The following is an 18,827-nucleotide window of genomic DNA, read 5'->3' as shown; positions in this document are numbered from 1 at the left end:
ACAAAAACTCGCCCGCACGTCGGCTACGGCCGGGCCGGGTCCGAATCCTTCGGGCCCAGCCCGGCTTCTTTGTAGTACCCCCGGATGTGGGCGGCAACAAGCTCCGCCGCCCGGCCGCCGTCGTCCTTCCGGATGGCCGCGAGGATCTCACGGTGCTCGGCCCGGAGCCGCGAGGCGGTGGCGTCCCAGTCCGGCAGGTTCGCGGTCAACTGCCCCGCGTAGCCCTGGATGGCCTCCCGCAGCGACCCCATCATGGCGCTGACCACGGCATTGCCTGCGGCGTCGGCGAGTGCCAGATGGAAGCGGACATCCAGGGCAAGGAAGTCGTCGACGGCGTGTCCCTCGTCCATGTCGTCCAGCAGGGCCCCGGCGAGGTCGAGTCCGGGGGCGTCCGGCAGGGCCCGGGCGGCCGCCCAGGACTCGAGCAGCACGCGGGTCTCCACCACGTCCTCCACCGGCAGGTGCTGCGTGGCGACGTGAAGCCGCAGCGCGGAGCCCAGTGCCGCCGTCGGATCCGAGATCACCACCGTTCCGGCTTCGGGGCCGGAACCCACGCCGGCCCGGACCACGCCCAGGGCCTCGAGGACCCGGATGGCCTCGCGGACGGAGGTCCGGGAGACGCCGAGCTGTTCAGCCAATGTCCGTTCGGCCGGAAGGCGGCCGCCGACGGCGAGCTGGCCGCCGGAGAGCTGGTCCTCGATCCACCGCAGGACAAGTTGGTGCGTGCGCATGAGCCCATGGTACTTGATGTGGTTGGACCACATGCTTTAGAGTGTGGTTAGACCACAGCGGGGAGACTCCTGTTCAGCATCTCCCGGCCTGCCCACGGAGGAAAGCCATGACCCACACCATCCAGCCGAGCAACCCCGAGGCCACCCCCGCCCCGGATGCGACGGACATTCCGGCCACGCGGCCCGCCACGGGCGTCGCCGCGGCGGCCGCAGAAGTTCCGGCCGCCCTGAAGCGCCGCATCCCGAAGTACTCGGACCTCGCCCCGCTGATGCAGTTTAAGAAGCCCGAGTTCAGCAAGGAAGCGCGGCTCAAGCGCGCCAGCACCGTCTGGGAACTGCGCGACATCGCCAAGCGGCGCACCCCGCAGGCCCCGTTTGACTACACCGACGGCGCCGCGGAGGAAGAGATCACCCTGCGACGTGCCCGTGAGGCGTTCCTGGACATCGAGTTCCGCCCGGGCATCCTGCGTAATGTGTCCAGCATCGACCTGAGCACCGACATTCTGGGCAAGTCCTCCCGTCTGCCCGTGGGCATCGCGCCCACCGGCTTCACCCGGATGATGCAGTCCGAGGGTGAATATGCCGGCTCGCAAGCCGCCGAAGCCGCCGGCATCCCCTACACGCTCTCCACCATGGGCACCGCCTCGATCGAGGACGTGGCCGCGGCAGCACCCAACGGCCGGAACTGGTTCCAGCTGTACCTCTGGACGGACCGGGACCGCTCCCTCGAACTGATTGAGCGGGCAGCCAAGGCCGGGAACGATACCCTGATGGTCACGGTGGACACCGCCGTCGCCGGGGCACGCCTCCGAGACGTCCGCAACGGCATGACCATCCCGCCGGCCCTGACCCTGAAGACGGTCCTGGACGCGTCCTACCGGCCGGCCTGGTGGTTCAATTTCCTCACCCACGAGCCGCTCACCTTCGCGTCGCTTTCGCGGTACACGGGCACGGTGGCCGACCTCATCAACTCGATGTTCGACCCCACCCTCACCTTCGAGGACCTGGACTGGCTGCGCGAAACCTGGAAGGGCAAGCTCGTGGTCAAGGGCATCCAGACCGTGGACGACGCCCGCAAGGTGGTGGACCACGGCGCCGACGGCATCGTGCTGTCCAACCATGGCGGCCGCCAACTGGACCGCGCACCCATCCCCTTCCACCTGCTTCCGGAAGTTTCCCAGGCGCTCAAGGCGGACAACAGCAACGCCGCGATCATGCTGGACACGGGCATCATGAGCGGCGCGGACATCATCGCCGCGCTGGCCCTCGGGGCCGACTTCACGCTCATCGGCCGCGCCTACCTCTACGGGCTCATGGCCGGCGGCCGGGCCGGCGTCGACCGCGTCCTGCAGATTCTCGAAAAGGACATGGCCCGCACCATGGCGCTCCTCGGCGTCAGCAGCATTTCCGAGCTGACCCCGGACCACGTGCGGATCCTCGGCAAGTAGCCTGCTCCCGCCGCAGTTACTTTTTGCGGCCGAACTTGGGCAGGTTGGCCAGCAGGTCGGCGGCCTTCGTCGCGGCGCGGCCCACGGTGCGGCCGATCTGCTGCGGGACGGTGTCGTCCTGGCCGGCGCTGCCCGGGATCTGACCGCTTGGCACCTGTCCGCCGGGAACCACGACGGCGGGACTCAGCTGGCCGCTCGCCGGCCGCCCGGGTGCGTGGGTCGCGTCGTCCGCCGTGCTGCCGGCATGTGCCGCGGCGGCTGCAGCGAAGGCGTCCGGGACTTCCGCGGCAGGGCTGACCGCGGCAGGGTTGGCCGCGGCAGGCACCGGGCTTCCGGTCGATGTTCCGGCTGGGGCGGCGGCACGGGCAGCAGCGGCCTGGGCTTCCGCGGCCTCCTGAGGGGCGGCGTCCGGTGACGCTGCGGCGGAAGCCGCACGTCCGACGTCGAACGTCTCCAGCCAACTGGCCACGCCCGCCAGCGGTTTCCGGTTGAGCGCGTAGTAGCGCTTCTGGCCCTGCGCACGCATGCTCACCAGGTCGGCTTCACGCAGCACCTTGAGGTGTTTGGAGATGGTGGGCTGGCTGGCGGCGAGCTCCTCGACCAGCTCCCCCACTGCTTTGTCCCCCGCCTGGAGGGACACGAGAATGTCGCGCCGCGTTGCCTCCGCAATGACGGCAAATACGTCGTCTGTCACCATGAGACCCACCCTAGCGACATATACGCCAAATGGCATCTACTATTTCGCCCGTGGCCGGCCCGTGAAGAAACGGAACTAGTCGAACCAGGGGTCCAGGCCATAAAGCGGGAAGACTTCCTTGCGGGTGGCCATCACGGTCCGGTCGATGTCGTCGTTGGGATCGAAACCCACCTCCCACGACCGCCACCAGACGTCGGCGTCGTCGCCCATGCTCTCCGGCGTGTCAACGCCGTAGCGCTCCTGCACGTACTTCCGCCACGCCTCCGGCACGGGGGTCCGCAACGGCACCGGACGGTTCGCCGCGATGCCGATCAGGTGGCTCCACGTCCGCGGCACCACGCCCGTGATGTGGTATCCGCCGCCGCCGGTGGCGATCCAGCGGTTTCCGCAGTACCGGGCGGCGAGGCTCGCGACGGCGGTAGCGGCCTCGCGCTGACCGTCCACACTCACGTTCAAATGGGTCAGGGGATCAAGCCGGTGCGAGTCGCAGCCGTGCTGGCTGACGATGACCTCGGGCGCGAACGCGCCCACCAGCTGCGGGACCACGGCGTGGAAAGCCCGCAGCCAGCCGGCGTCCCCCGTTCCCGCAGGCAGTGCCACGTTCACCGCGCTGCCCAGGGCCTCGGGGCCGCCAATCTCGTTGGCGAAGCCGGTGCCGGGAAACAGGGACATGCCGGTTTCGTGCAGCGAGATGGTGAGGACGCGGGAGTCGTCCCAGAAGATGCTCTGCGTCCCGTCCCCGTGGTGGGCATCGACGTCGATATATGCCACCCGCTGCACGCCGCCGTCGAGCAGTTTCCGGACCGCCAGGGCAGCATCGTTGTAGACGCAGAAGCCGCTGGCCCGGTCCCGGGATGCGTGGTGGAGGCCGCCGCCGAAGTTCACGGCCCGGACCGCCGATCCGTCCAGGATCGAGCTCGCCGCGAGGAGGGAGCCGCCTGCCAGGCGTGCCGCGGCCTCGTGCATCCCGGCGAACGCGGGATCGTCCTCGGTGCCCAGCCCGTAGGACTCGTCCGCGGCGGCGGGGTTGTCGCTGGCCCGGCGCACCGCGGCCACGAAGTCGGGGCTGTGCACCGTGGTGAGCTCGCCGTCGTCGGCCACGTCCGGGGCAGCCAGGGTGACGTGCCCAAGATCCAGCAGGCCCAGGCTGCCTGCCAGCCGGGCGGTCAGGTCCAGGCGCTCCGGCGCCATGGGGTGGCCCGGGCCGAAGTTGTAGGCCGTCATGGCGGCGTCCCACACCACCGTCGTCGGCAATGCAGGGAGGCTGAGTCCGGGGTGGAGTGTCATCACTCACAGGCTACCGGAGCCCCGTCTGTTCCCAAGCCCGGCCACGGCGCGGTGTTTAGTGGTTTACTACTGGAGGAAGCAGAGTCAATCGAGGAACAGCCGCACATGACCCAAAGCCAGTCGAGGTCCAAGAGCCCGGCCAGCTGGCAGCTCGCACCGCCGGAGCGTGAGGGCCTGTGGATATTCACGGGCATCCGTGACTTTATCGATGACATTGCCAACACATCGCCGGCCCGTCTTGCCCTGAGCGCCTTCGTGGTGGTTATCGTCCTCTTCACCGCTCTCCTGTCCCTGCCGGCCTCCTCGGCAACCGGTGACTTCACGCCGCTCCACCAGTCCCTCTTCACCGCCGTCTCGGCCGTCTGTGTCACGGGCCTGACCGTGGTGTCCACCGCCGTGCACTGGTCCTTCTTCGGCCAGCTGATCATCCTGGTCGGCATTTTCGTCGGCGGCCTCGGCACGCTGACGTTGGCCTCGCTGCTGGCCCTCATGGTGAGCAAGAAGCTGGGGGTCAGGGGCAAGCTCATCGCCCAGGAGGCCATGAACAACGCGGGCCGGCTGGGTGAGGTGGGTACGCTGCTGCGGATCGTCATCACCACCTCAGTGGTCATCGAGGCCGTCCTCGCGATCGCCCTGATCCCGCGCTTCATGGTCCTCGGCGAGCCTTTCTGGCAGTCCGTCTGGCACGGCGTCTTCTACTCGATCTCGTCCTTCAATAACGCCGGATTCACCCCGCATTCGGATGGCATCGTCCCCTACGAAACAGACCTCTGGATCCTCATCCCGCTCATGCTTGGAGTGTTCCTCGGCAGCCTCGGCTTCCCCGTCGTCATGGTGCTGCAGCAAAACGGGCTGAACTGGAAAAAGTGGAACCTCCACACGAAGCTCACCATCCAGGTCTCGTTCATCCTGCTCGCGGCCGGAACCGTGCTGTGGGCGCTCATGGAATGGGACAACGCCCGGACCATCGGCGGCATGGGCCTCGGCGACAAGATCACGCACTCGCTCTTCGCCTCCGTCATGACGCGCTCCGGCGGCTTCAACCTGGTGGACCAGAACCAGATGGAATCCACCACCATGCTGCTCACCGACGCCCTCATGTTTGCCGGTGGCGGCTCCGCTTCAACGGCCGGCGGCATCAAGGTCACCACCATCGCCGTCATGTTCCTGGCCATCATCGCCGAAGCCCGCGGCGACGCCGACGTCAAGGTCTACGGCCGCACCATCCCGGAGGGCACCATGCGCGTGGCCATCTCCGTGATCGTGGCCGGCGCAACGCTGGTGTCCGCGTCCGCCTTCCTACTCCTGCACATCAGCGGCGCATCCCTGGACCGGGTGCTGTTCGAAACGATTTCAGCCTTCGCCACAGTCGGCCTCAGTACAAACCTCAGCGCCGAGCTGCCGCCGGAGGGCGTGTATGTGCTGTCGGCCCTGATGTTCGCAGGCCGCGTCGGCACCGTCACGCTTGCCGCTGCCCTGGCCCTGCGCCAGCGCAGCCAGCTGTACCACTACCCGGAAGAGAGGCCAATCATTGGCTAATTCGTCAGGCGCTCCCAACCGCCCCGCCCACAACGCGCCGGTGCTGGTGATCGGGCTGGGCCGCTTCGGTTCCTCCACGGCCGAGCAGCTGGTCAAGCAGGGCCGTGAGGTGCTGGCCATCGAACGCGACAGGTCCCTGGTCCAGAAATGGTCACCCGTTCTGACCCATGTGGTGGAGGCGGACGCCACCAACATCGACGCGCTGCGCCAGCTGGGCGCACAGGAGTTCAGCTCGGCCGTGGTGGGTGTGGGGACGTCCATCGAGTCCTCGGTGCTCATCACCGTGAACCTGGTGGACCTCGGCATCGAGCACCTGTGGGTCAAGGCGATCACGCCCTCCCACGGCAAGATCCTTACCCGCATCGGCGCCAACCACGTTATCTACCCCGAGGCCGACGCCGGCGTCCGCGCCGCGCACCTGGTCTCCGGGCGCATGCTGGACTTTATCGAGTTCGACGACGACTTCGCGATCGTGAAGATGTATCCCCCGCGTGAAACGGTCGGTTTCACCCTGGACGAGTCCAAGGTCCGGTCCAAGTACGGCGTGACCATCGTGGGCGTGAAGTCCCCGGGCGAAGACTTCACCTACGCCCGGCCTGAGACCAAGGTGTCCGCCCGCGACATGCTGATCGTGTCCGGCCACGTGGACCTGCTGGAGCGGTTCGCCGCCCGGCCGTAGCGGCGGCGATGGGCCCACGCCCGCAGGGTTCCCTGGCCGAGCTTGCGAGGTAAGGGTGCGGGTGGGGACTAGCCGAGCTGCTTGGTGATTTCGGCGGCGCGGTCGGCCGCGGCGCGTGCGCCCGCGGCGATGATGGCTGGCATGCCGCGGTCATCGAACGTGGCGATGGCGCGCTCGGTGGTGCCATTGGGGCTGGTCACGGCTTTGCGCAGAGCAGAGGGTTCGGCGCCGGGTTCCGCGAGCATGAGGCCAGCTCCCGCAACGGTTTCGCGGGCCAGCAGGAGCGCCAGCTCCTCGTCAAGGCCCAGTTCAACGCCGGCGGCGGCCATGGCCTCGGCCAGGTAGAACGCATAAGCCGGGCCGGAACCGCTGATCGCGCTGAGAGCGTCCACCTGCTCCTCCGGGATTTCGACGACGGTTCCCACCGCGCCGAGTATGTCTTTCGCCCGCTGGAGCTGCTCGGGCGAGCAGTGGGTGCCCGCAGACACCGAGACCACGCCGCGGCCAAGCTTCGCCGGAGTGTTGGGCATCGTCCTGATCACCGGCTGGCCCGGGGGCAGGGCAGCTTCGAGCTGGGCGATGGAAACGGCGGCAGCAACGCTGATGACGATCGTGTCCGGGGAAAGTGAGCCACTGACTTCACGGGCCAGTTCGGCGATGCCCACGGGCTTCACGCCGAGAATCACGATGCCGGCACCCTTTGCCGCCTGCTTGTTGTTGTCGGGTTCTTCACTGCCGGCGATGGCCGTGATGCCGGAGTGCCGTTCGGCCAGCTCGGCAGCCCGCTCCGCGCGCCGTACGGTGGCCACGATCTCCATGGGATCCGTGCCGCTCTCCAGCAGGCCGCCCAGGATGGCCTCGTTCATTGATCCACAGCCAAGAAATGCGATTCGGTTGCTCATTGCTCCATCATTGCAGTTCACCGCGCCGGATGCAGACCGGTGGCCATTCACAGGAAGCTCACATGTTGGTCGAAGCATTCACACACCTTCGGCCCCTAACTTAGGTAGTACCTCATTGAGGGTGCGAGTGATGAAGCAAGCATGGGGATGCTTGTCAGGCACCGACGGTCTGCAGTGGTTTTGCCCATTTTTTCTGCAGCAGGCCGTCGGTGTCTCTGCTTTTAACCCCGTCGCGTTAAACCCCCGCCCAGCGCCCGTCGGATTCCCAGCCGGCTTTCAGGTAAATCCCCCAGAACACCCATACTCCCCCGTTAGAGTAGAAAACGCCTCACAGGTGCGAGTGATGGAGCCGGTTCCTTCGGGACTGGCGCGGCGCCGGTCGGTTGCAGAAGTGTTCCCCCCAGCTTCTTCTGCGTAGCCGGCCGGCGCTTGCTCGTTTAAGGCCCGCCGGCGAGTGAACGCGGAACGCGAGCCCTAGATGGCTGGCAGCACGGAAACCTGCGGAACAACCACGTGCGGTGCAGGTTCCAGCGGGCCGTCGACGACCAGCTGGTCGAGCCGGCGGAGGATGAGGCCCTCGCGCAGCGCCCAGGGGCAGATCTTGATTTTCTTGTACTCAAAGAGCTCCAGGGCCGCTTCAGCCACCAGCGCACCGGCGAGCAGCTGGTTGGCACGCGCCTCGGATACGCCCGGAAGGTGCAGCCGGTCTTCGGTCTTCATGGCAGAGATCCGCTGTGCCCAGATGCCGAGGTCGGTGCGGTTGAGGTCGCGCTTCACATAGGGGCCGGCGTCGCTCGGGGCAGCCCCGGCAATCCGCGCCAGCGAGCGGAAGGTCTTCGAGGTGCCGGCCAGGACGTTCGCCCTGCCCACCTCGTTGAAGTTGCGCACCACCGGTTTGAGGGTGGCTCTGATGTAGCGGCGCAGTTCCTTGACGCTCTTCGCGGAGGGCGGATCCTCGTGCAGCCAATCCCGGGTCAGCCGGCTCGCACCGAGGGGAACGGAGGTTGCCAGTTCCGGCAGTTCGTCCTGCCCCAATGCCATTTCGAAGGAACCGCCGCCGATGTCGAAGTTCAGGACCGTTCCGGCGCCCCAGCCATACCAGCGGCGGACGGCGAAGAATGTCATGGACGCCTCCTCGCTGCCCGAGAGTTCCTGCAGCGTCACCGTCGTTTCGTGCTTCACCCGCGCCAGCACCGCGGGCCCGTTGGTGGCCTCGCGAATGGCTGACGTGCAGAAGGCCAGCAGGTCGTCGGCCTTGTGCCGCGCCGCGAACTCCCAGGCCTCGAGCACGAACTCCGTGAGCTCATGCTGGCCGGCGTCGGTGATGTTGCCGTCCCCATCGAGGTACTGCACCAGCGAGAGGGGGCGCTTGTGCGAGGCGAAAGGCACAGGCCGCGCGCCGGGGTGGGCATCCACCAACAGGAGGTGGACAGTGTTGGAACCGATATCGAGGACGCCTAGCCGCATCCTGCCATTATTCCTCCCGCCGGCGCAGCGGACGCAACCCGCCGCCTACATTGCGGGCTTGAGTCCGCGGACGGCCGCGCGGGGTTACTCGCCCTCAAGGCCCGCGGGGTTGGGGTCCACTTCGTCGGCGCGCTTGAAGTCGCGCTTGATGTTGGCGATGCCCTCGGGATTGATCTCGAAGCCGTAGGCCGCACCCGGGTTAATGACCATTCCCAGCTCATCGCCAATGTTGGCGATGATTGCGGCGCCCTGCGTGCCCAGCACGTTCGGAGCCGCCTCCAGGTACTGCGAGTCCACGCGGCTGGGGTGCGAGAACACCGCCAGGACCGGCTGGCCGTCAGCGTTGCCCAGCACCAGCGGCTCAACCTGGGAATCCTCGCCCTCGAGCGCGTCGGAACTGACGATGTAGACCTCGTTGTTGAGGAACGACAGGATGACGTCCACCGGATCGGCGTCCGGCTGGCCGCCCTGGGCCAGCTTTTCCTCAAGGTCGTTCAGCGGGGTGGTGTCTGCGGGTTCCGGCTGTTCAGTCATGCATCTACTCGACCACGTTGCACGGCACGGCGCAATTCCCGCAGGTCCCCCTACTTCTTCGCTGCAGCCTTCCTCGCCGGGGCCTTGCGCGTGGTGGCGCGTTTGACCGGGCCCTTTGCCCGCTTTTCGGCGAGGAGTTCGACGGCGCGTTCCCGGGTCAGTTCCTCCAGCGACGTGTCGCGGGGGACGGTGATGTTCGTGATGCCGTCGGTGATGTACGGACCGAAGCGGCCCTCCTTCACCACGATGTTCTTCTCCGACACCGGATCCGGACCGAACTCGGCCAGCGGCGGCACGGCGGCGCGGGCACCGCGCTGCTTGGGCTGGGAGTAGATCTCCAGCGCCTGCTCCAGCGTGATGGTGAAGATTTCCTCTTCGGAGCCGATGGACCGTGAGTCCGTGCCCTTCTTCAGGTACGGGCCGAAGCGGCCGTTCTGCACCGTGACTGGGTTGCCCTCGGCATCCTCTCCGAGCACCCGGGGAAGGCTCATGAGCTGCAGCGCCTCGTCGAGCGTGACAGAGTCCACGGTCATGGACTTGAACAGCGATCCGGTCCGCGGCTTGGCCTTGACGGGCTTCTTCGGCGGCTTGGGCTTGCCGTTCTTGTAGTACTCCACGGGCTGGTTGGCCAGCTGTTCCTCGGTCATCTCCGGGATGACCTCGGTGACGTAGGCGCCGTACCGGCCATTCTTGGCAACAACCGTGTGGCCGGTGTGGGGATCGGCGCCCAGGACCCGTTCCTCAGGGGCGGCCGTTTCCATGAGCTCCACTGCCTTCTGCGCAGTGAGCTCATCCGGAGCGAGGTCTTCCGGCACGTTGGCGCGGGCGGACTCCACCACTTCGCCGGTCTTCGGGTCGACCGTGGGCAGGGAGCTCTCCAGGTACGGACCGAATTTGCCGACGCGCAGCGTGATGCCGTCTGCGATGGGCACGGAATTGATCTCGCGGGCGTCGATCTCGCCCAGGTTGTTCACGATGCTCAGCAGGCCGGGGTCGGCGTCTTCACCGTAGTAGAAGTGCTTGAGCCAGGCGGCACCCACGGCCTGGCCGTTGGCGATCTTGTCCAGGTCGCCTTCCATGTCGGCCGTGAACTCGTAGTCCACATAGTCCGTGAAGTGCTGTTCAAGGAGCCGCACCACGGAGAACGCGATCCAGCTCGGCACCAGCGCCGAGCCCTGTTTCCGCACGTAGCCGCGGTCCTGGATGGTGGAGATGGTGGAGGCATAAGTGGACGGGCGTCCGATGCCCTTCTTTTCCAGCTCGGCGGTCAGGGAAGCTTCCGTGTAGCGCGGCGGCGGCGAGGTCTCGTGGCCGACGGCGATGATCTCCGAGGCGGTCAGGCCGTCACCCTTGGCGACGTTCGGAAGGCGCCGGGCCTCGTCGGAGTCGTCGTCGCCGCGGCTTTCGTCCTTGCCCTCTTCATAGGCGGCCAGGAAGCCGGGGAACGTGATGACCGTACCGGAGGCGGAGAACTCGGCGTCGCGGCCGTCGGCGGCCACTGCGCCCAGCCGGATGGTGGCGGTGGATCCCTTGGCGTCGCCCATCTGGGAGGCGACGGTGCGCTTCCAGATCAGCTCATACAGGCGGAATTCGTCGCCGCTGAGCTGCTTGGCCACCTGGGCCGGAGTGCGGAACGAGTCACCGGCGGGACGGATGGCCTCGTGGGCCTCCTGCGCGTTGGCGGCCTTGCTGGTGTAGACCCGCGGTGACTGCGGAACGTATTCAGGACCGTACAGCTCGGCAGCCTGCCGGCGCGCGGCCGTGACGGCCTCGTCGCTCAGGGCCGAGGAGTCCGTACGCATATAGGTGATGTAGCCGTTCTCATACAGCCGCTGGGCGATCTGCATGGTGCTCTTGGACGAGAACCGCAGCTTGCGGCCGGCCTCCTGCTGCAGCGTGGAGGTGGTGAAGGGCGCGGCGGGGCGGCGCGTGTACGGTTTGGTGTCCACGGAGCGGACCCTGAAGTCGGCGTCCTGCAGGGCGGCGGCCAGCGAGGTGGCTAGCTCCTCGTTGAGGTGCGCAACATTGCGCGAGGTGAGTTCGCCGTCGTCGTTAAAGTCCCGCCCCGTGGCCACCTTGGCGCCGTCAACGGCGGCGAGTTTGGCTTTGAAGGAGCCGGCGTCGGCACCAAACTGCCCGGTCAGGTCCCAGTAGGACGCGGACCTGAACGCCATGCGCTCGCGTTCGCGGTCCACCACCATGCGCGTGACCACGGACTGCACGCGGCCGGCGGACAGTCCGCGCGCCACCTTGCGCCACAGCACCGGAGAGATCTCGTAGCCGTAGAGGCGGTCCAGGATGCGGCGGGTTTCCTGCGCATCAACCAGGGCGGCATCGACGTCGCGCAGGTTGTCCATGGCGCGGTGGATGGCTTCCTTGGTGATTTCGCCGAAGGTCATCCGGTACACGGGGACCTTGGGCTTCAGGACCTCCAGGAGGTGCCACGCGATGGCTTCGCCCTCGCGGTCCCCATCGGTTGCGAGATAGAGCGCGTCGGCGTCTTTGAGCTGGGCCTTGAGCTCGGCCACCTTTTTCTTCTTGTCCGGGGAGACCACGTAATAGGGCTTGAAGTCGTTCTCGACGTCGACGGCGAACTTGCCCAGGGAGGTTTTCTTCAGGTCCGCGGGGAGCTCGGACGGCTGCGGCAGGTCGCGGATGTGACCGATGGAGGCCTCAACGATGAAGCCCTCGCCCAGATACTTGGCGATGGTCTTGCTCTTGGCCGGAGACTCCACGATCACGAGTTTCTTGCCGGTTTTGGCCTTGCTTGGCACAGTGCTCCTACAGAAAAAGATTGCTCGGGCAGATCAGCCCATACTGGCCTAGTTCACCATATTTTGCAGAATTCTGCGCTGTCATGTGGAAAACGGTGGCGCCCGTCACGGCTGTGGATACCGGCCGACCGGGCGGGTTCCCGACGGCCAGCCCACGCCCGTCCGCCGCGCCGGTCAGGTGCCGCCCTGGCCGCCTGAGGCCCCTGGCAGGGTGCGGTCGTCCGGAATCATTGACCACATGGTGGCAATCCGCTCGGCGCCCGGTGGAATGCAGTTTGGATCCTCCAGCTCGTAGTTCCGGAGCAGCTCAAAGACCCTTTCCGTCAGTTCGCTGCGCTGCTCGGCGGTCAGATAGAGAAGGTTGTTGGCGAGCAGCACGGCCGACGCCGGCTCGGCGGACTCACCGCGTTCGCGCTGTTCGTCGCGGGTCCGGGCATAGGATCTGGCGCGGCGCCGGAATGCGTCCAGTTCGAGATCGATCACCGCGAAGTCCGGACCGGCCACCGCCCCGCCGGAGTTGATCGCAAAATCCGTGCCCGCCGCCTTCCACCGGCGTTCGCGGGCGTCGGCCGACGCCTCGGCCGGGACCACGATGCCCCACTTCTGCAGTGCCCGCAGGTGGTAGCTCATCGCGCTGGGGGTGAGCCCGGTCTGCTGGGCAAGTTCCGTGGCCGTGCGGCTGGACTGCGTGGAGTACAGCTCGGAGATGACCTCCAGGCGGGCGGCATGGGCCAGGGCCCGGATCGCCTTGGGGTCGGTGATTTCCACTTTCTTTTCCGGCCGGTTCCTGCGGCGCGGCGCGGCCTCAGGCGCCGGTCCCGGGGACGGCGTGTCAGTACTCACTTCATCAGTTTACGCAGCACCAGGGAGCTCTGAAACAAATGCTTGATAACCACTGTCCATGTCCCGCCGGCTTGCCCCGGAAATACTAAGCATGCTTTGCTTACATGCGTAAACAGACCTCCCGCAAGCAGTTCGCGGCGGGGCCGCCAGCGTTGGCAGCCCCGTGAGAAGCCCAAAGGATGACCATGATTACCCTCGACGAAGACGCTTTGATGCCGGCAGCCCAGTCCGCCGGAGAACGGACAGGCTCAAGCCTGGACACGGGCGCGGCCACCGACAGCTCCCTGCTGTCGGCGGGAACGGGCACCCCGCGGCACTGCCGGCGGTCCATGAAGCGCCTGGATCAGGAGTTCTCCCTGGAAATGGCCATCAGGGTGGACGGCCAGCGCCTGATCCGCTCCATGAAGGCCGTGGGCACCGCCGACGCCGTGACCTACCGCTGCATGTGCGGCTTCACCATCGACGTCCCTGCTCCCGGGATGGGCCGTGCCCTGATTAACTGAAAGCGTCTCGGCGCTCCCAGCGCGAAAAGTACGGCGCGAACGGACAGTTGCGGCCCCGGATCCGTTGAGATCCGGGGCCGCAACTGTCCGTTCGCGCTATGGGACCGACGTCAGTCCGGAGAAGCCGGCAGCAGGAATCCGTCCCGGACGAGGTTGGCCACTTCGGTGAGCAGAGCAGCCCGGAAGGTCTCGCCGTCGAATCCCTCCGTTCCGCCCAGCAGCGCCTCAAGGGCGCCGATAATCTGCCCGGCGGTCAGGTCGCCGTCGCACGCGGAGACAAAGCCCGCCAGTTCGGTGCTCAGCAGGTTGGTGCGGCGGAGGCCGGCTCCCTGGCGCAGCAGGATGACGCCGGGGTGTTCCGCGCCGGGGCGCTGGTGCCGCTCCTCGGTGACGTCCTCGGCCACAAGAAGGTGGGCCGCGGACACGTCGTGGTCCGCCAGCCAGTCGGCCCGTTCCACCGCTGCCGCCAGGTGGGGGCCGACGGGCTGTTCAATCGGATAGGTGATCTCCTCGAACCGGCGGATCCGCCGTTCACCCACCGGCCGGCGCAGGAAGACCATGCCGAAGCCGATCCCGCCGACATTCCGCGACGCGAAGTCCGCCAGGTACGCGGCATAGGCCTCCTGGTAGTGCCGGCGGTCCCGGGTTTCGGAGGCATCCTGCAGCCAGGTCTCGGCGTACTGCTCCGGCCCCACCTGTTCGCGCTGGATGAACCAGGCGTCCGTATCCGGACCGGCCCAGCTTTGCGGCCGCTCATCCCATGCCGAGCCGTCCGGGATTTCCCAGTTACCCAAAAGCTGGGCCGTTCCGCCCGGCGCGAGCACCTCGGGCATGGAGCGGATGAGCGACGCGACGATGTCGTCCCCCGGCAGGCCGCCGTCGCGGTAGGTGAACTGGTCCACCGCGGCCTCCCCTGCAGTGCGCGGTGTGATGACGAAGGGCGGATTGGACACGACGAGGTCAAAGGCCTCGCCGGCAATAGGCTCGAGGAGCGATCCGATCCGCAGGCTGACCCGCTCTTCCGGCCTTGCCGGGTCGATCTTTAGGGCCTCGGCATTGAGCAGGAGGTTGAAGCGCGTGAACGCAAGGGCACGCTTCGAGATGTCAGTGGCGGTGACATGGGCGCTGTGCTGCAGGAGGTGGAAGCTCTGGATGCCGCAGCCGGTGCCCAGGTCCAGTGCTCTTTCGGCAGGGCGTCGGATGGTCGTCTGAACAAGGGTGGTGGATGCCTGCCCGATGCCCAGGACGTGGTCGTGCCGGAGGACGCCGGGCCGCTGGTGCGCCGCGAGGTCGCTGGCCACCCAGATTTCGACGCCGCCATTGCCGCCCGACTCCCAGCCGTAGGGGCGCAGATCCGCTTCCGCGGCCACCTCGGTCCCGGTGGTTTTCGCCAGGCCAAGGGCCACCAGGCCTTCGGCGCGCGTCCGCGGCAGCGCGGCGTCGAGCACCTCCGCTTCCTGCGGAACGGCCAGAAGCCAGAAACGCACGACGGCGGCCAGCGCCGCGGTGCCCGGCTCGCCGGCGGCTGCTGCTTCAGTCGCGATCAGTGCCGGGATGAGCTGGTCCCGGTTAAGGGCCGCGTAGGCCGAGTCCCCCAGCAGATCTGCCACGCCTTCCAGGGTGTAGCCGACGTCGCGGAGGTCTGAGGCCAGGGCATGCAGGAGGTCGGGCTGGTCGCTGCGCGGTGCGTCGGGAGTGTTGCCGGCGGTGAAGTGCGTTGGTTCGGTCACCGGCCAAGTCTATTTCCCGGCCATGACCGTGTGCCCCGACCCTCCCGGCTCCGCCGGCCGCAGCATGCCGAGGACCCGGGCAAGGCGTAGGGTGCCTGACTATTCCGCGACTGATTATTGTCGGGGCGTGAAGCTACAGTTGGGCCATGCTCGGAACACAGGCAGTGGCGGCTGATCCCGATGGGTTGCGGTACGCGGCGGCATTCGCACCGCTGCTGGCCGCCGTCATTGCTGCCTGGATCGCCTGCCGCACGCTCGCCCAGCGCCGCCAGGCGGACCGGCGGGACCAGTGGTGGAAACGGACCCAGTGGGCCATCGACCTTGCCATGGACCGCGATTTCAGCAGGGCAATCGTGGGCCTGGTCGCACTGAAGCATCTGGCGGCCAGCGATCTGTGCACGGACGAGGACTACGAGATGCTGGACAAAATCGGCGGTGCCAAGATCGATGCCCTGACCCTGTCCGAGGAGAGCGCCAGTCGCGAGGCCGCGAAACCCCCACCCCCGGAACCGCAGGGGCCGGAACCACAGCCCCCACCTCACCAAACTGCGGGGCCGCCCGGCGCTGCGCGGCGCACGGTCATCCCCGTGACCCTGGAGTCCCGGGGCGAGCGGGTGCTGTCGTCCTCCGCAGGCACGGCCAAAGTCCTGGCAGAGGCAGACAGACTTGTCTCTTTTGTGGCCGCGCGGCGGATCGGGAGCAGAGGGAGGTCAACCGGCGGCACCTCAAACGGGTAAGTTTGAAGTCATGCCTGACCGTTCTCCACTGATTTCCCGTGCCCTGGGTGGGGCGGCCGCGTCCGCCGTCATACTGCTGGCAACTGCTGCCTGCTCCCCCGTGGTGTCGATCGAAAATGCCGATGTTCCGCAGTGGCGGGCCACCGCCCTGCCCTCCGACGGCCAAGCAGTGCTGGAGGATTCCGGCAAGATCCTCAACCGGGACCGGATCATCCAGGCGGCGGCCAGCGTCCCGGCGGGCGACTACACGCTGACCATTACCTGCGACGGCGGCGGGAAGGCGTTCTTCGCGGTGACGCTCGCCGGCAACGAGCTGGCGGAAGCCGGAGCAGCCTGCAACGGCAGCCGGGAAACCGCGGATATCACGGTACCGAAGGCCGGGCGGATGGAAATCAGCGCCTCCAGCGTGGACGCGCCGCTCCTGTACGCCTACCATCTGGTTCCAGCGCGCTAGTTCGGGCCAAGGTCGGCAGCAGGGCCGCATGGACGCCCCAGCTCCGGGACGGCCCGGCATAATTTTTCATCGCGGCGGATTGCCATCTGTACCGGCGCCTCCGGCAGGCCTAAAGTCGGGATATGCCCACGGTGCGGATGGCCTCCGCGCGTCGTTTCCTGGGGCGGGCGCAACGCACGCTTTGGCTGCGGGCGCCGACAGCCGCCGTCGTGCTTTTCCTTGTGCTGATTGCCGTGGTCCTCGGCGGCTGTGAATACAGCTATGACGACGGCCGGGGCGAACTTCCAGATGCCAGCCCTGTGGTGACGGATCCAGTGTTGCCCCGGGACCCGCTGGAGAACGAGCCGGTGTCGGGCGAGGAGCTCACGGATTGGGCGAAGGAGGTCATGCCTGACGCTGAGGGACAGGTTTTCAGTACGAACTACGGCAGCGTTGAGGGGGGACACAGCAAGACGGAGTCCACCGGCCAGCTGCCGAGCGGCACGTACTCCCTCACCCTCGCCTGCCGCAGCGAGCGCCGGGTCTCATTCACAGTCCGCGACGCCGAGTTCGCTCTGGTTGACCTGAGCCTCCGCTGCGGCACGTCCCGCGTCAATGTGGTGCACCTGTCCAAGGACTCCGTGCTTCGGGTGACGGTGGAGGTGCGCTCGGACGCCAATTTCGCCTACCGGATCAGCCGCATCTGACTGAACGGCCTTCCAGCCGTCCCTGCAGTTCAGGCGGCGCAGCCGTCCGGGCAGCGCAGCGTCTCGGGGTTGGCCGCGCACGCGGCGCAGTAAAGGGTGAGCGTGCGGCAGCTCGGGTTAGAGCAGTTCTCGAACTTGCTCGTGGGCGCCTGGCACCGGACGCACTCGCCGATGGTCTTGGCATCCTCGCTGAATTCGAGGTGCATGCGCTTGTCGAAGACGTACAGCGAGCCTTCCCAGAGGCCCTGGTCCTTGAACTTTTCTCCGTAGCGCACGATGCCGCCGTCCAGCTGGTACACCTCTTTGAAGCCGCGGTTCACCATAAGGCTGGACAGCACCTCGCAGCGGATGCCTCCGGTGCAATACGTGACGACGGGCTGGTCCTTGAGGTGGTCGTACTTGCCGGAGTCGAGCTCGGTGATGAAGTCGTGGGTGGTGGCGACGTCAGGGACAACGGCGTCCTTGAACTTGCCGATCTGCGCTTCAAAGGCGTTGCGGCCGTCAAAAAACACGACTTCCTGGCCGCTGGCCTTCCGCGCGTCGACGAGTTCGTGGAGTTCCTCGGGCTGCAGATGCGTCCCGCCTCCCACGACGCCGTTATCGTCCACCTTCAGTTCGCCGGGCGCACCGAACGAGACGATCTCGTCGCGGACCTTGACGCTCAGGCGTGGGAAGTCCTCCGCACCGCCGTCGGACCACTTGACGTCGATACCGTGGAAGCCCCGGTATTCACGGGTGGTTTTCACGTACTGCTTGACGGCCCCGATCTCCCCGCCGACGGTGGCGTTGATGCCGTCCTTGGAGATGAGGATCCGTCCGGTCAGGCCGAGCTTTTCGCACAGGGCACGCTGCCAGAGCCGGACAGCGTCCGGGTCTGCGATGGGAGTAAAGCCATAAAAGAGTACGATTCGGTTCAAAGCCACGTATTTAAGGGTACTTGGTGGCCGCAGGGGACGGATTCGGACCCGGGAAGAGCCTCCTATCACAATTGCATAAGCAAGCGCCCAAGCCCTGTTGCTTATGACAGCGCTGGAATACTCTCATCACATGACGCCAGAAGCCATGGTTGGAGACATCACTCATCTGCTTGAAGTCTGGGTAGCCGGTTGGGCTGGTTGCCGGGGCTATGAGACGCGTACCGAGGGACGGTTCCCCGCCGCCCTGCGTGCGGACACCACCGGGGACTGGGAATACTTCGCCTCTGATCCGACGGACGCCGAATTCGCAGACCTGGCGGCAAAGACTGCCGAGGCCCCCAAGCGGGTCCTGACCATCCTGACCAATGATGTGGGACGCTACAAGCTCCTGGCTGAACAACACAACCTCAACGCCACGTCCGCATCCCAGACCATGATGGTCGTGGATATGGAAACCCAGGATTCCGAGGACCCGTGGCTCTCGGACGACGACCTGTCCCTGAAAACGTGGGAGTCCGACGGGGTCCACTTTGCCGAAGTGAGATCCGGTGACACGCTGGCCGTAAGCGGCCGCGTGGTGGTCATCAACGGCACCGCGGTGTTCGACAAGATCGTCACCGAACCCTCCTTCCAGCGCCGGGGCCTGGGCAGCTTCATCATGAAGGCGCTGGCGGCGCAGGCGTTTTCGCACGACGTGGAGGACGGCCTCCTGCTGGCCTCTCTGGACGGGCAAAAGCTGTACTCACATCTGGGCTGGTCCTCGGTGTGCCACGTCCTGATGCTCTCTGCCTCCGATGAGGGCTCCGACCTCTCCGTGGTCTGACCCTCCCCTGCGTATGCCCCTGCCGGGTTCCGTCCCGGGCCAAGCAGGCGTGCGCCGGTTCGCTGGTCCGTGCCCG

General features: G+C 66.9%; 18 protein-coding genes. 8 read left to right on the top strand and 10 right to left on the bottom strand.

Annotated elements, in window-relative coordinates; all coding sequences use genetic code 11:
- Nucleotides 1–23: 23 nt before the first annotated feature.
- Nucleotides 24–731, bottom strand: coding sequence for a FadR/GntR family transcriptional regulator (locus DBZ45_RS01080; protein ID WP_111902178.1), 708 nt, complete (start codon nucleotides 729–731; stop codon nucleotides 24–26).
- A gap of 107 nt (nucleotides 732–838) precedes the next feature.
- Between DBZ45_RS01080 and DBZ45_RS01075 the strand changes: the two genes are divergently transcribed.
- A complete protein-coding gene (locus DBZ45_RS01075; protein WP_111902135.1) occupies nucleotides 839–2,179 on the top strand; it encodes an alpha-hydroxy acid oxidase in 1,341 nt (446 codons plus the stop codon).
- A gap of 16 nt (nucleotides 2,180–2,195) precedes the next feature.
- Here the strand turns inward: DBZ45_RS01075 and DBZ45_RS01070 are convergent, their stop codons facing one another.
- Together DBZ45_RS01070 and DBZ45_RS01065 are read right to left on the bottom strand one after the other, a co-directional pair.
- Nucleotides 2,196–2,876, bottom strand: coding sequence for an ArsR/SmtB family transcription factor (locus DBZ45_RS01070; protein WP_111902134.1), 681 nt, complete (start codon nucleotides 2,874–2,876; stop codon nucleotides 2,196–2,198).
- A 75-nt stretch (nucleotides 2,877–2,951) separates the two neighbouring features.
- Nucleotides 2,952–4,163, bottom strand: a complete 1,212-nt coding sequence (locus DBZ45_RS01065; RefSeq protein WP_111902133.1) for an acetoin utilization protein AcuC — start codon at nucleotides 4,161–4,163, stop codon at nucleotides 2,952–2,954.
- A 105-nt stretch (nucleotides 4,164–4,268) separates the two neighbouring features.
- Here DBZ45_RS01065 and DBZ45_RS01060 point away from each other — a divergent pair, with 105 nt between their 5' ends.
- Together DBZ45_RS01060 and DBZ45_RS01055 are read left to right on the top strand one after the other, a co-directional pair.
- Complete coding sequence (locus tag DBZ45_RS01060) at nucleotides 4,269–5,702, top strand: TrkH family potassium uptake protein (RefSeq protein ID WP_111902132.1); 1,434 nt, start codon at nucleotides 4,269–4,271, stop codon at nucleotides 5,700–5,702.
- Nucleotides 5,703–5,742: 40 nt separating this feature from the next.
- Nucleotides 5,743–6,381: a potassium channel family protein gene (locus DBZ45_RS01055; protein WP_190242957.1), complete on the top strand. Its 639-nt coding sequence runs from the start codon at nucleotides 5,743–5,745 to the stop codon at nucleotides 6,379–6,381.
- Nucleotides 6,382–6,449: 68 nt separating this feature from the next.
- Here the strand turns inward: DBZ45_RS01055 and proC are convergent, their stop codons facing one another.
- The 5 genes from proC to DBZ45_RS01030 all read right to left on the bottom strand — a co-directional run bounded on the left by proC (nucleotide 6,450) and on the right by DBZ45_RS01030 (nucleotide 12,901).
- Nucleotides 6,450–7,283 (bottom strand): pyrroline-5-carboxylate reductase, encoded by an 834-nt coding sequence (gene proC, locus DBZ45_RS01050; protein ID WP_111902131.1) that lies wholly within the window; start codon nucleotides 7,281–7,283, stop codon nucleotides 6,450–6,452.
- 474 nt (nucleotides 7,284–7,757) lie between these two features.
- Nucleotides 7,758–8,750 (bottom strand): Ppx/GppA phosphatase family protein, encoded by a 993-nt coding sequence (locus DBZ45_RS01045; protein ID WP_111902130.1) that lies wholly within the window; start codon nucleotides 8,748–8,750, stop codon nucleotides 7,758–7,760.
- An 84-nt stretch (nucleotides 8,751–8,834) separates the two neighbouring features.
- A complete protein-coding gene (locus tag DBZ45_RS01040) occupies nucleotides 8,835–9,284 on the bottom strand; it encodes an SseB family protein (protein WP_111902129.1) in 450 nt (149 codons plus the stop codon).
- 50 nt (nucleotides 9,285–9,334) lie between these two features.
- Nucleotides 9,335–12,058: a type I DNA topoisomerase gene (topA, locus tag DBZ45_RS01035; protein ID WP_111902128.1), complete on the bottom strand. Its 2,724-nt coding sequence runs from the start codon at nucleotides 12,056–12,058 to the stop codon at nucleotides 9,335–9,337.
- A 174-nt stretch (nucleotides 12,059–12,232) separates the two neighbouring features.
- Nucleotides 12,233–12,901, bottom strand: a complete 669-nt coding sequence (locus tag DBZ45_RS01030; protein WP_111902127.1) for an ArsR/SmtB family transcription factor — start codon at nucleotides 12,899–12,901, stop codon at nucleotides 12,233–12,235.
- Between the two features lie 185 nt (nucleotides 12,902–13,086).
- Between DBZ45_RS01030 and DBZ45_RS01025 the strand changes: the two genes are divergently transcribed.
- Nucleotides 13,087–13,404, top strand: a complete 318-nt coding sequence (locus tag DBZ45_RS01025) for a hypothetical protein (RefSeq protein WP_111902126.1) — start codon at nucleotides 13,087–13,089, stop codon at nucleotides 13,402–13,404.
- Between the two features lie 110 nt (nucleotides 13,405–13,514).
- On the opposite strand, the gene DBZ45_RS01020 is transcribed toward DBZ45_RS01025, so the two are convergent.
- Nucleotides 13,515–15,134, bottom strand: coding sequence for a DUF7059 domain-containing protein (locus tag DBZ45_RS01020; RefSeq protein WP_111902125.1), 1,620 nt, complete (start codon nucleotides 15,132–15,134; stop codon nucleotides 13,515–13,517).
- Between the two features lie 146 nt (nucleotides 15,135–15,280).
- Here DBZ45_RS01020 and DBZ45_RS01015 point away from each other — a divergent pair, with 146 nt between their 5' ends.
- The 3 genes from DBZ45_RS01015 (at nucleotide 15,281) to DBZ45_RS01005 (ending at nucleotide 17,011) form a co-directional block, all read left to right on the top strand.
- Nucleotides 15,281–15,871 (top strand): hypothetical protein, encoded by a 591-nt coding sequence (locus DBZ45_RS01015; RefSeq protein WP_111902124.1) that lies wholly within the window; start codon nucleotides 15,281–15,283, stop codon nucleotides 15,869–15,871.
- 10 nt (nucleotides 15,872–15,881) lie between these two features.
- A complete protein-coding gene (locus DBZ45_RS01010; RefSeq protein ID WP_111902123.1) occupies nucleotides 15,882–16,325 on the top strand; it encodes a hypothetical protein in 444 nt (147 codons plus the stop codon).
- Between the two features lie 122 nt (nucleotides 16,326–16,447).
- On the top strand, nucleotides 16,448–17,011 hold the full coding sequence (locus DBZ45_RS01005) for a hypothetical protein (protein ID WP_111902122.1): 564 nt from the start codon (nucleotides 16,448–16,450) through the stop codon (nucleotides 17,009–17,011).
- Between the two features lie 29 nt (nucleotides 17,012–17,040).
- Here DBZ45_RS01005 and trhO read toward each other — a convergent pair whose 3' ends face one another.
- Nucleotides 17,041–17,934, bottom strand: coding sequence for an oxygen-dependent tRNA uridine(34) hydroxylase TrhO (trhO, locus tag DBZ45_RS01000; RefSeq protein WP_111902121.1), 894 nt, complete (start codon nucleotides 17,932–17,934; stop codon nucleotides 17,041–17,043).
- 124 nt (nucleotides 17,935–18,058) lie between these two features.
- Here trhO and DBZ45_RS00995 point away from each other — a divergent pair, with 124 nt between their 5' ends.
- Nucleotides 18,059–18,751: a GNAT family N-acetyltransferase gene (locus DBZ45_RS00995; RefSeq protein ID WP_111902120.1), complete on the top strand. Its 693-nt coding sequence runs from the start codon at nucleotides 18,059–18,061 to the stop codon at nucleotides 18,749–18,751.
- Nucleotides 18,752–18,827 lie beyond the last annotated feature (76 nt).

The sequence above is a fragment of the Arthrobacter globiformis genome (assembly GCF_003261175.1).
Taxonomy (GTDB): Bacteria; Actinomycetota; Actinomycetes; order Actinomycetales; family Micrococcaceae; genus Arthrobacter; species Arthrobacter globiformis_A.
Note: the sequence above shows the minus strand (reverse complement) of the source record. Positions and strands in the feature narration are given on the sequence as shown.

Excerpts from the sequence above, each read along its gene's own strand:
- DBZ45_RS00995 (WP_111902120.1), top strand. The coding sequence starts at position 18,059 with ATGACGCCAGAAGCCATGGTTGGAGACATCACTCATCTGCTTGAAGTC.
- DBZ45_RS01025 (WP_111902126.1), top strand. The coding sequence starts at position 13,087 with ATGATTACCCTCGACGAAGACGCTTTGATGCCGGCAGCCCAGTCCGCC.
- DBZ45_RS01065 (WP_111902133.1), bottom strand. The coding sequence starts at position 4,163 with ATGACACTCCACCCCGGACTCAGCCTCCCTGCATTGCCGACGACGGTG.
- DBZ45_RS01040 (WP_111902129.1), bottom strand. The coding sequence starts at position 9,284 with ATGACTGAACAGCCGGAACCCGCAGACACCACCCCGCTGAACGACCTT.
- DBZ45_RS01075 (WP_111902135.1), top strand. The coding sequence starts at position 839 with ATGACCCACACCATCCAGCCGAGCAACCCCGAGGCCACCCCCGCCCCG.
- DBZ45_RS01070 (WP_111902134.1), bottom strand. The coding sequence starts at position 2,876 with ATGGTGACAGACGACGTATTTGCCGTCATTGCGGAGGCAACGCGGCGC.
- DBZ45_RS01080 (WP_111902178.1), bottom strand. The coding sequence starts at position 731 with ATGCGCACGCACCAACTTGTCCTGCGGTGGATCGAGGACCAGCTCTCC.
- proC (WP_111902131.1), bottom strand. The coding sequence starts at position 7,283 with ATGAGCAACCGAATCGCATTTCTTGGCTGTGGATCAATGAACGAGGCC.
- DBZ45_RS01005 (WP_111902122.1), top strand. The coding sequence starts at position 16,448 with ATGCCCACGGTGCGGATGGCCTCCGCGCGTCGTTTCCTGGGGCGGGCG.
- DBZ45_RS01010 (WP_111902123.1), top strand. The coding sequence starts at position 15,882 with ATGCCTGACCGTTCTCCACTGATTTCCCGTGCCCTGGGTGGGGCGGCC.
- DBZ45_RS01015 (WP_111902124.1), top strand. The coding sequence starts at position 15,281 with ATGCTCGGAACACAGGCAGTGGCGGCTGATCCCGATGGGTTGCGGTAC.
- DBZ45_RS01060 (WP_111902132.1), top strand. The coding sequence starts at position 4,269 with ATGACCCAAAGCCAGTCGAGGTCCAAGAGCCCGGCCAGCTGGCAGCTC.
- DBZ45_RS01045 (WP_111902130.1), bottom strand. The coding sequence starts at position 8,750 with ATGCGGCTAGGCGTCCTCGATATCGGTTCCAACACTGTCCACCTCCTG.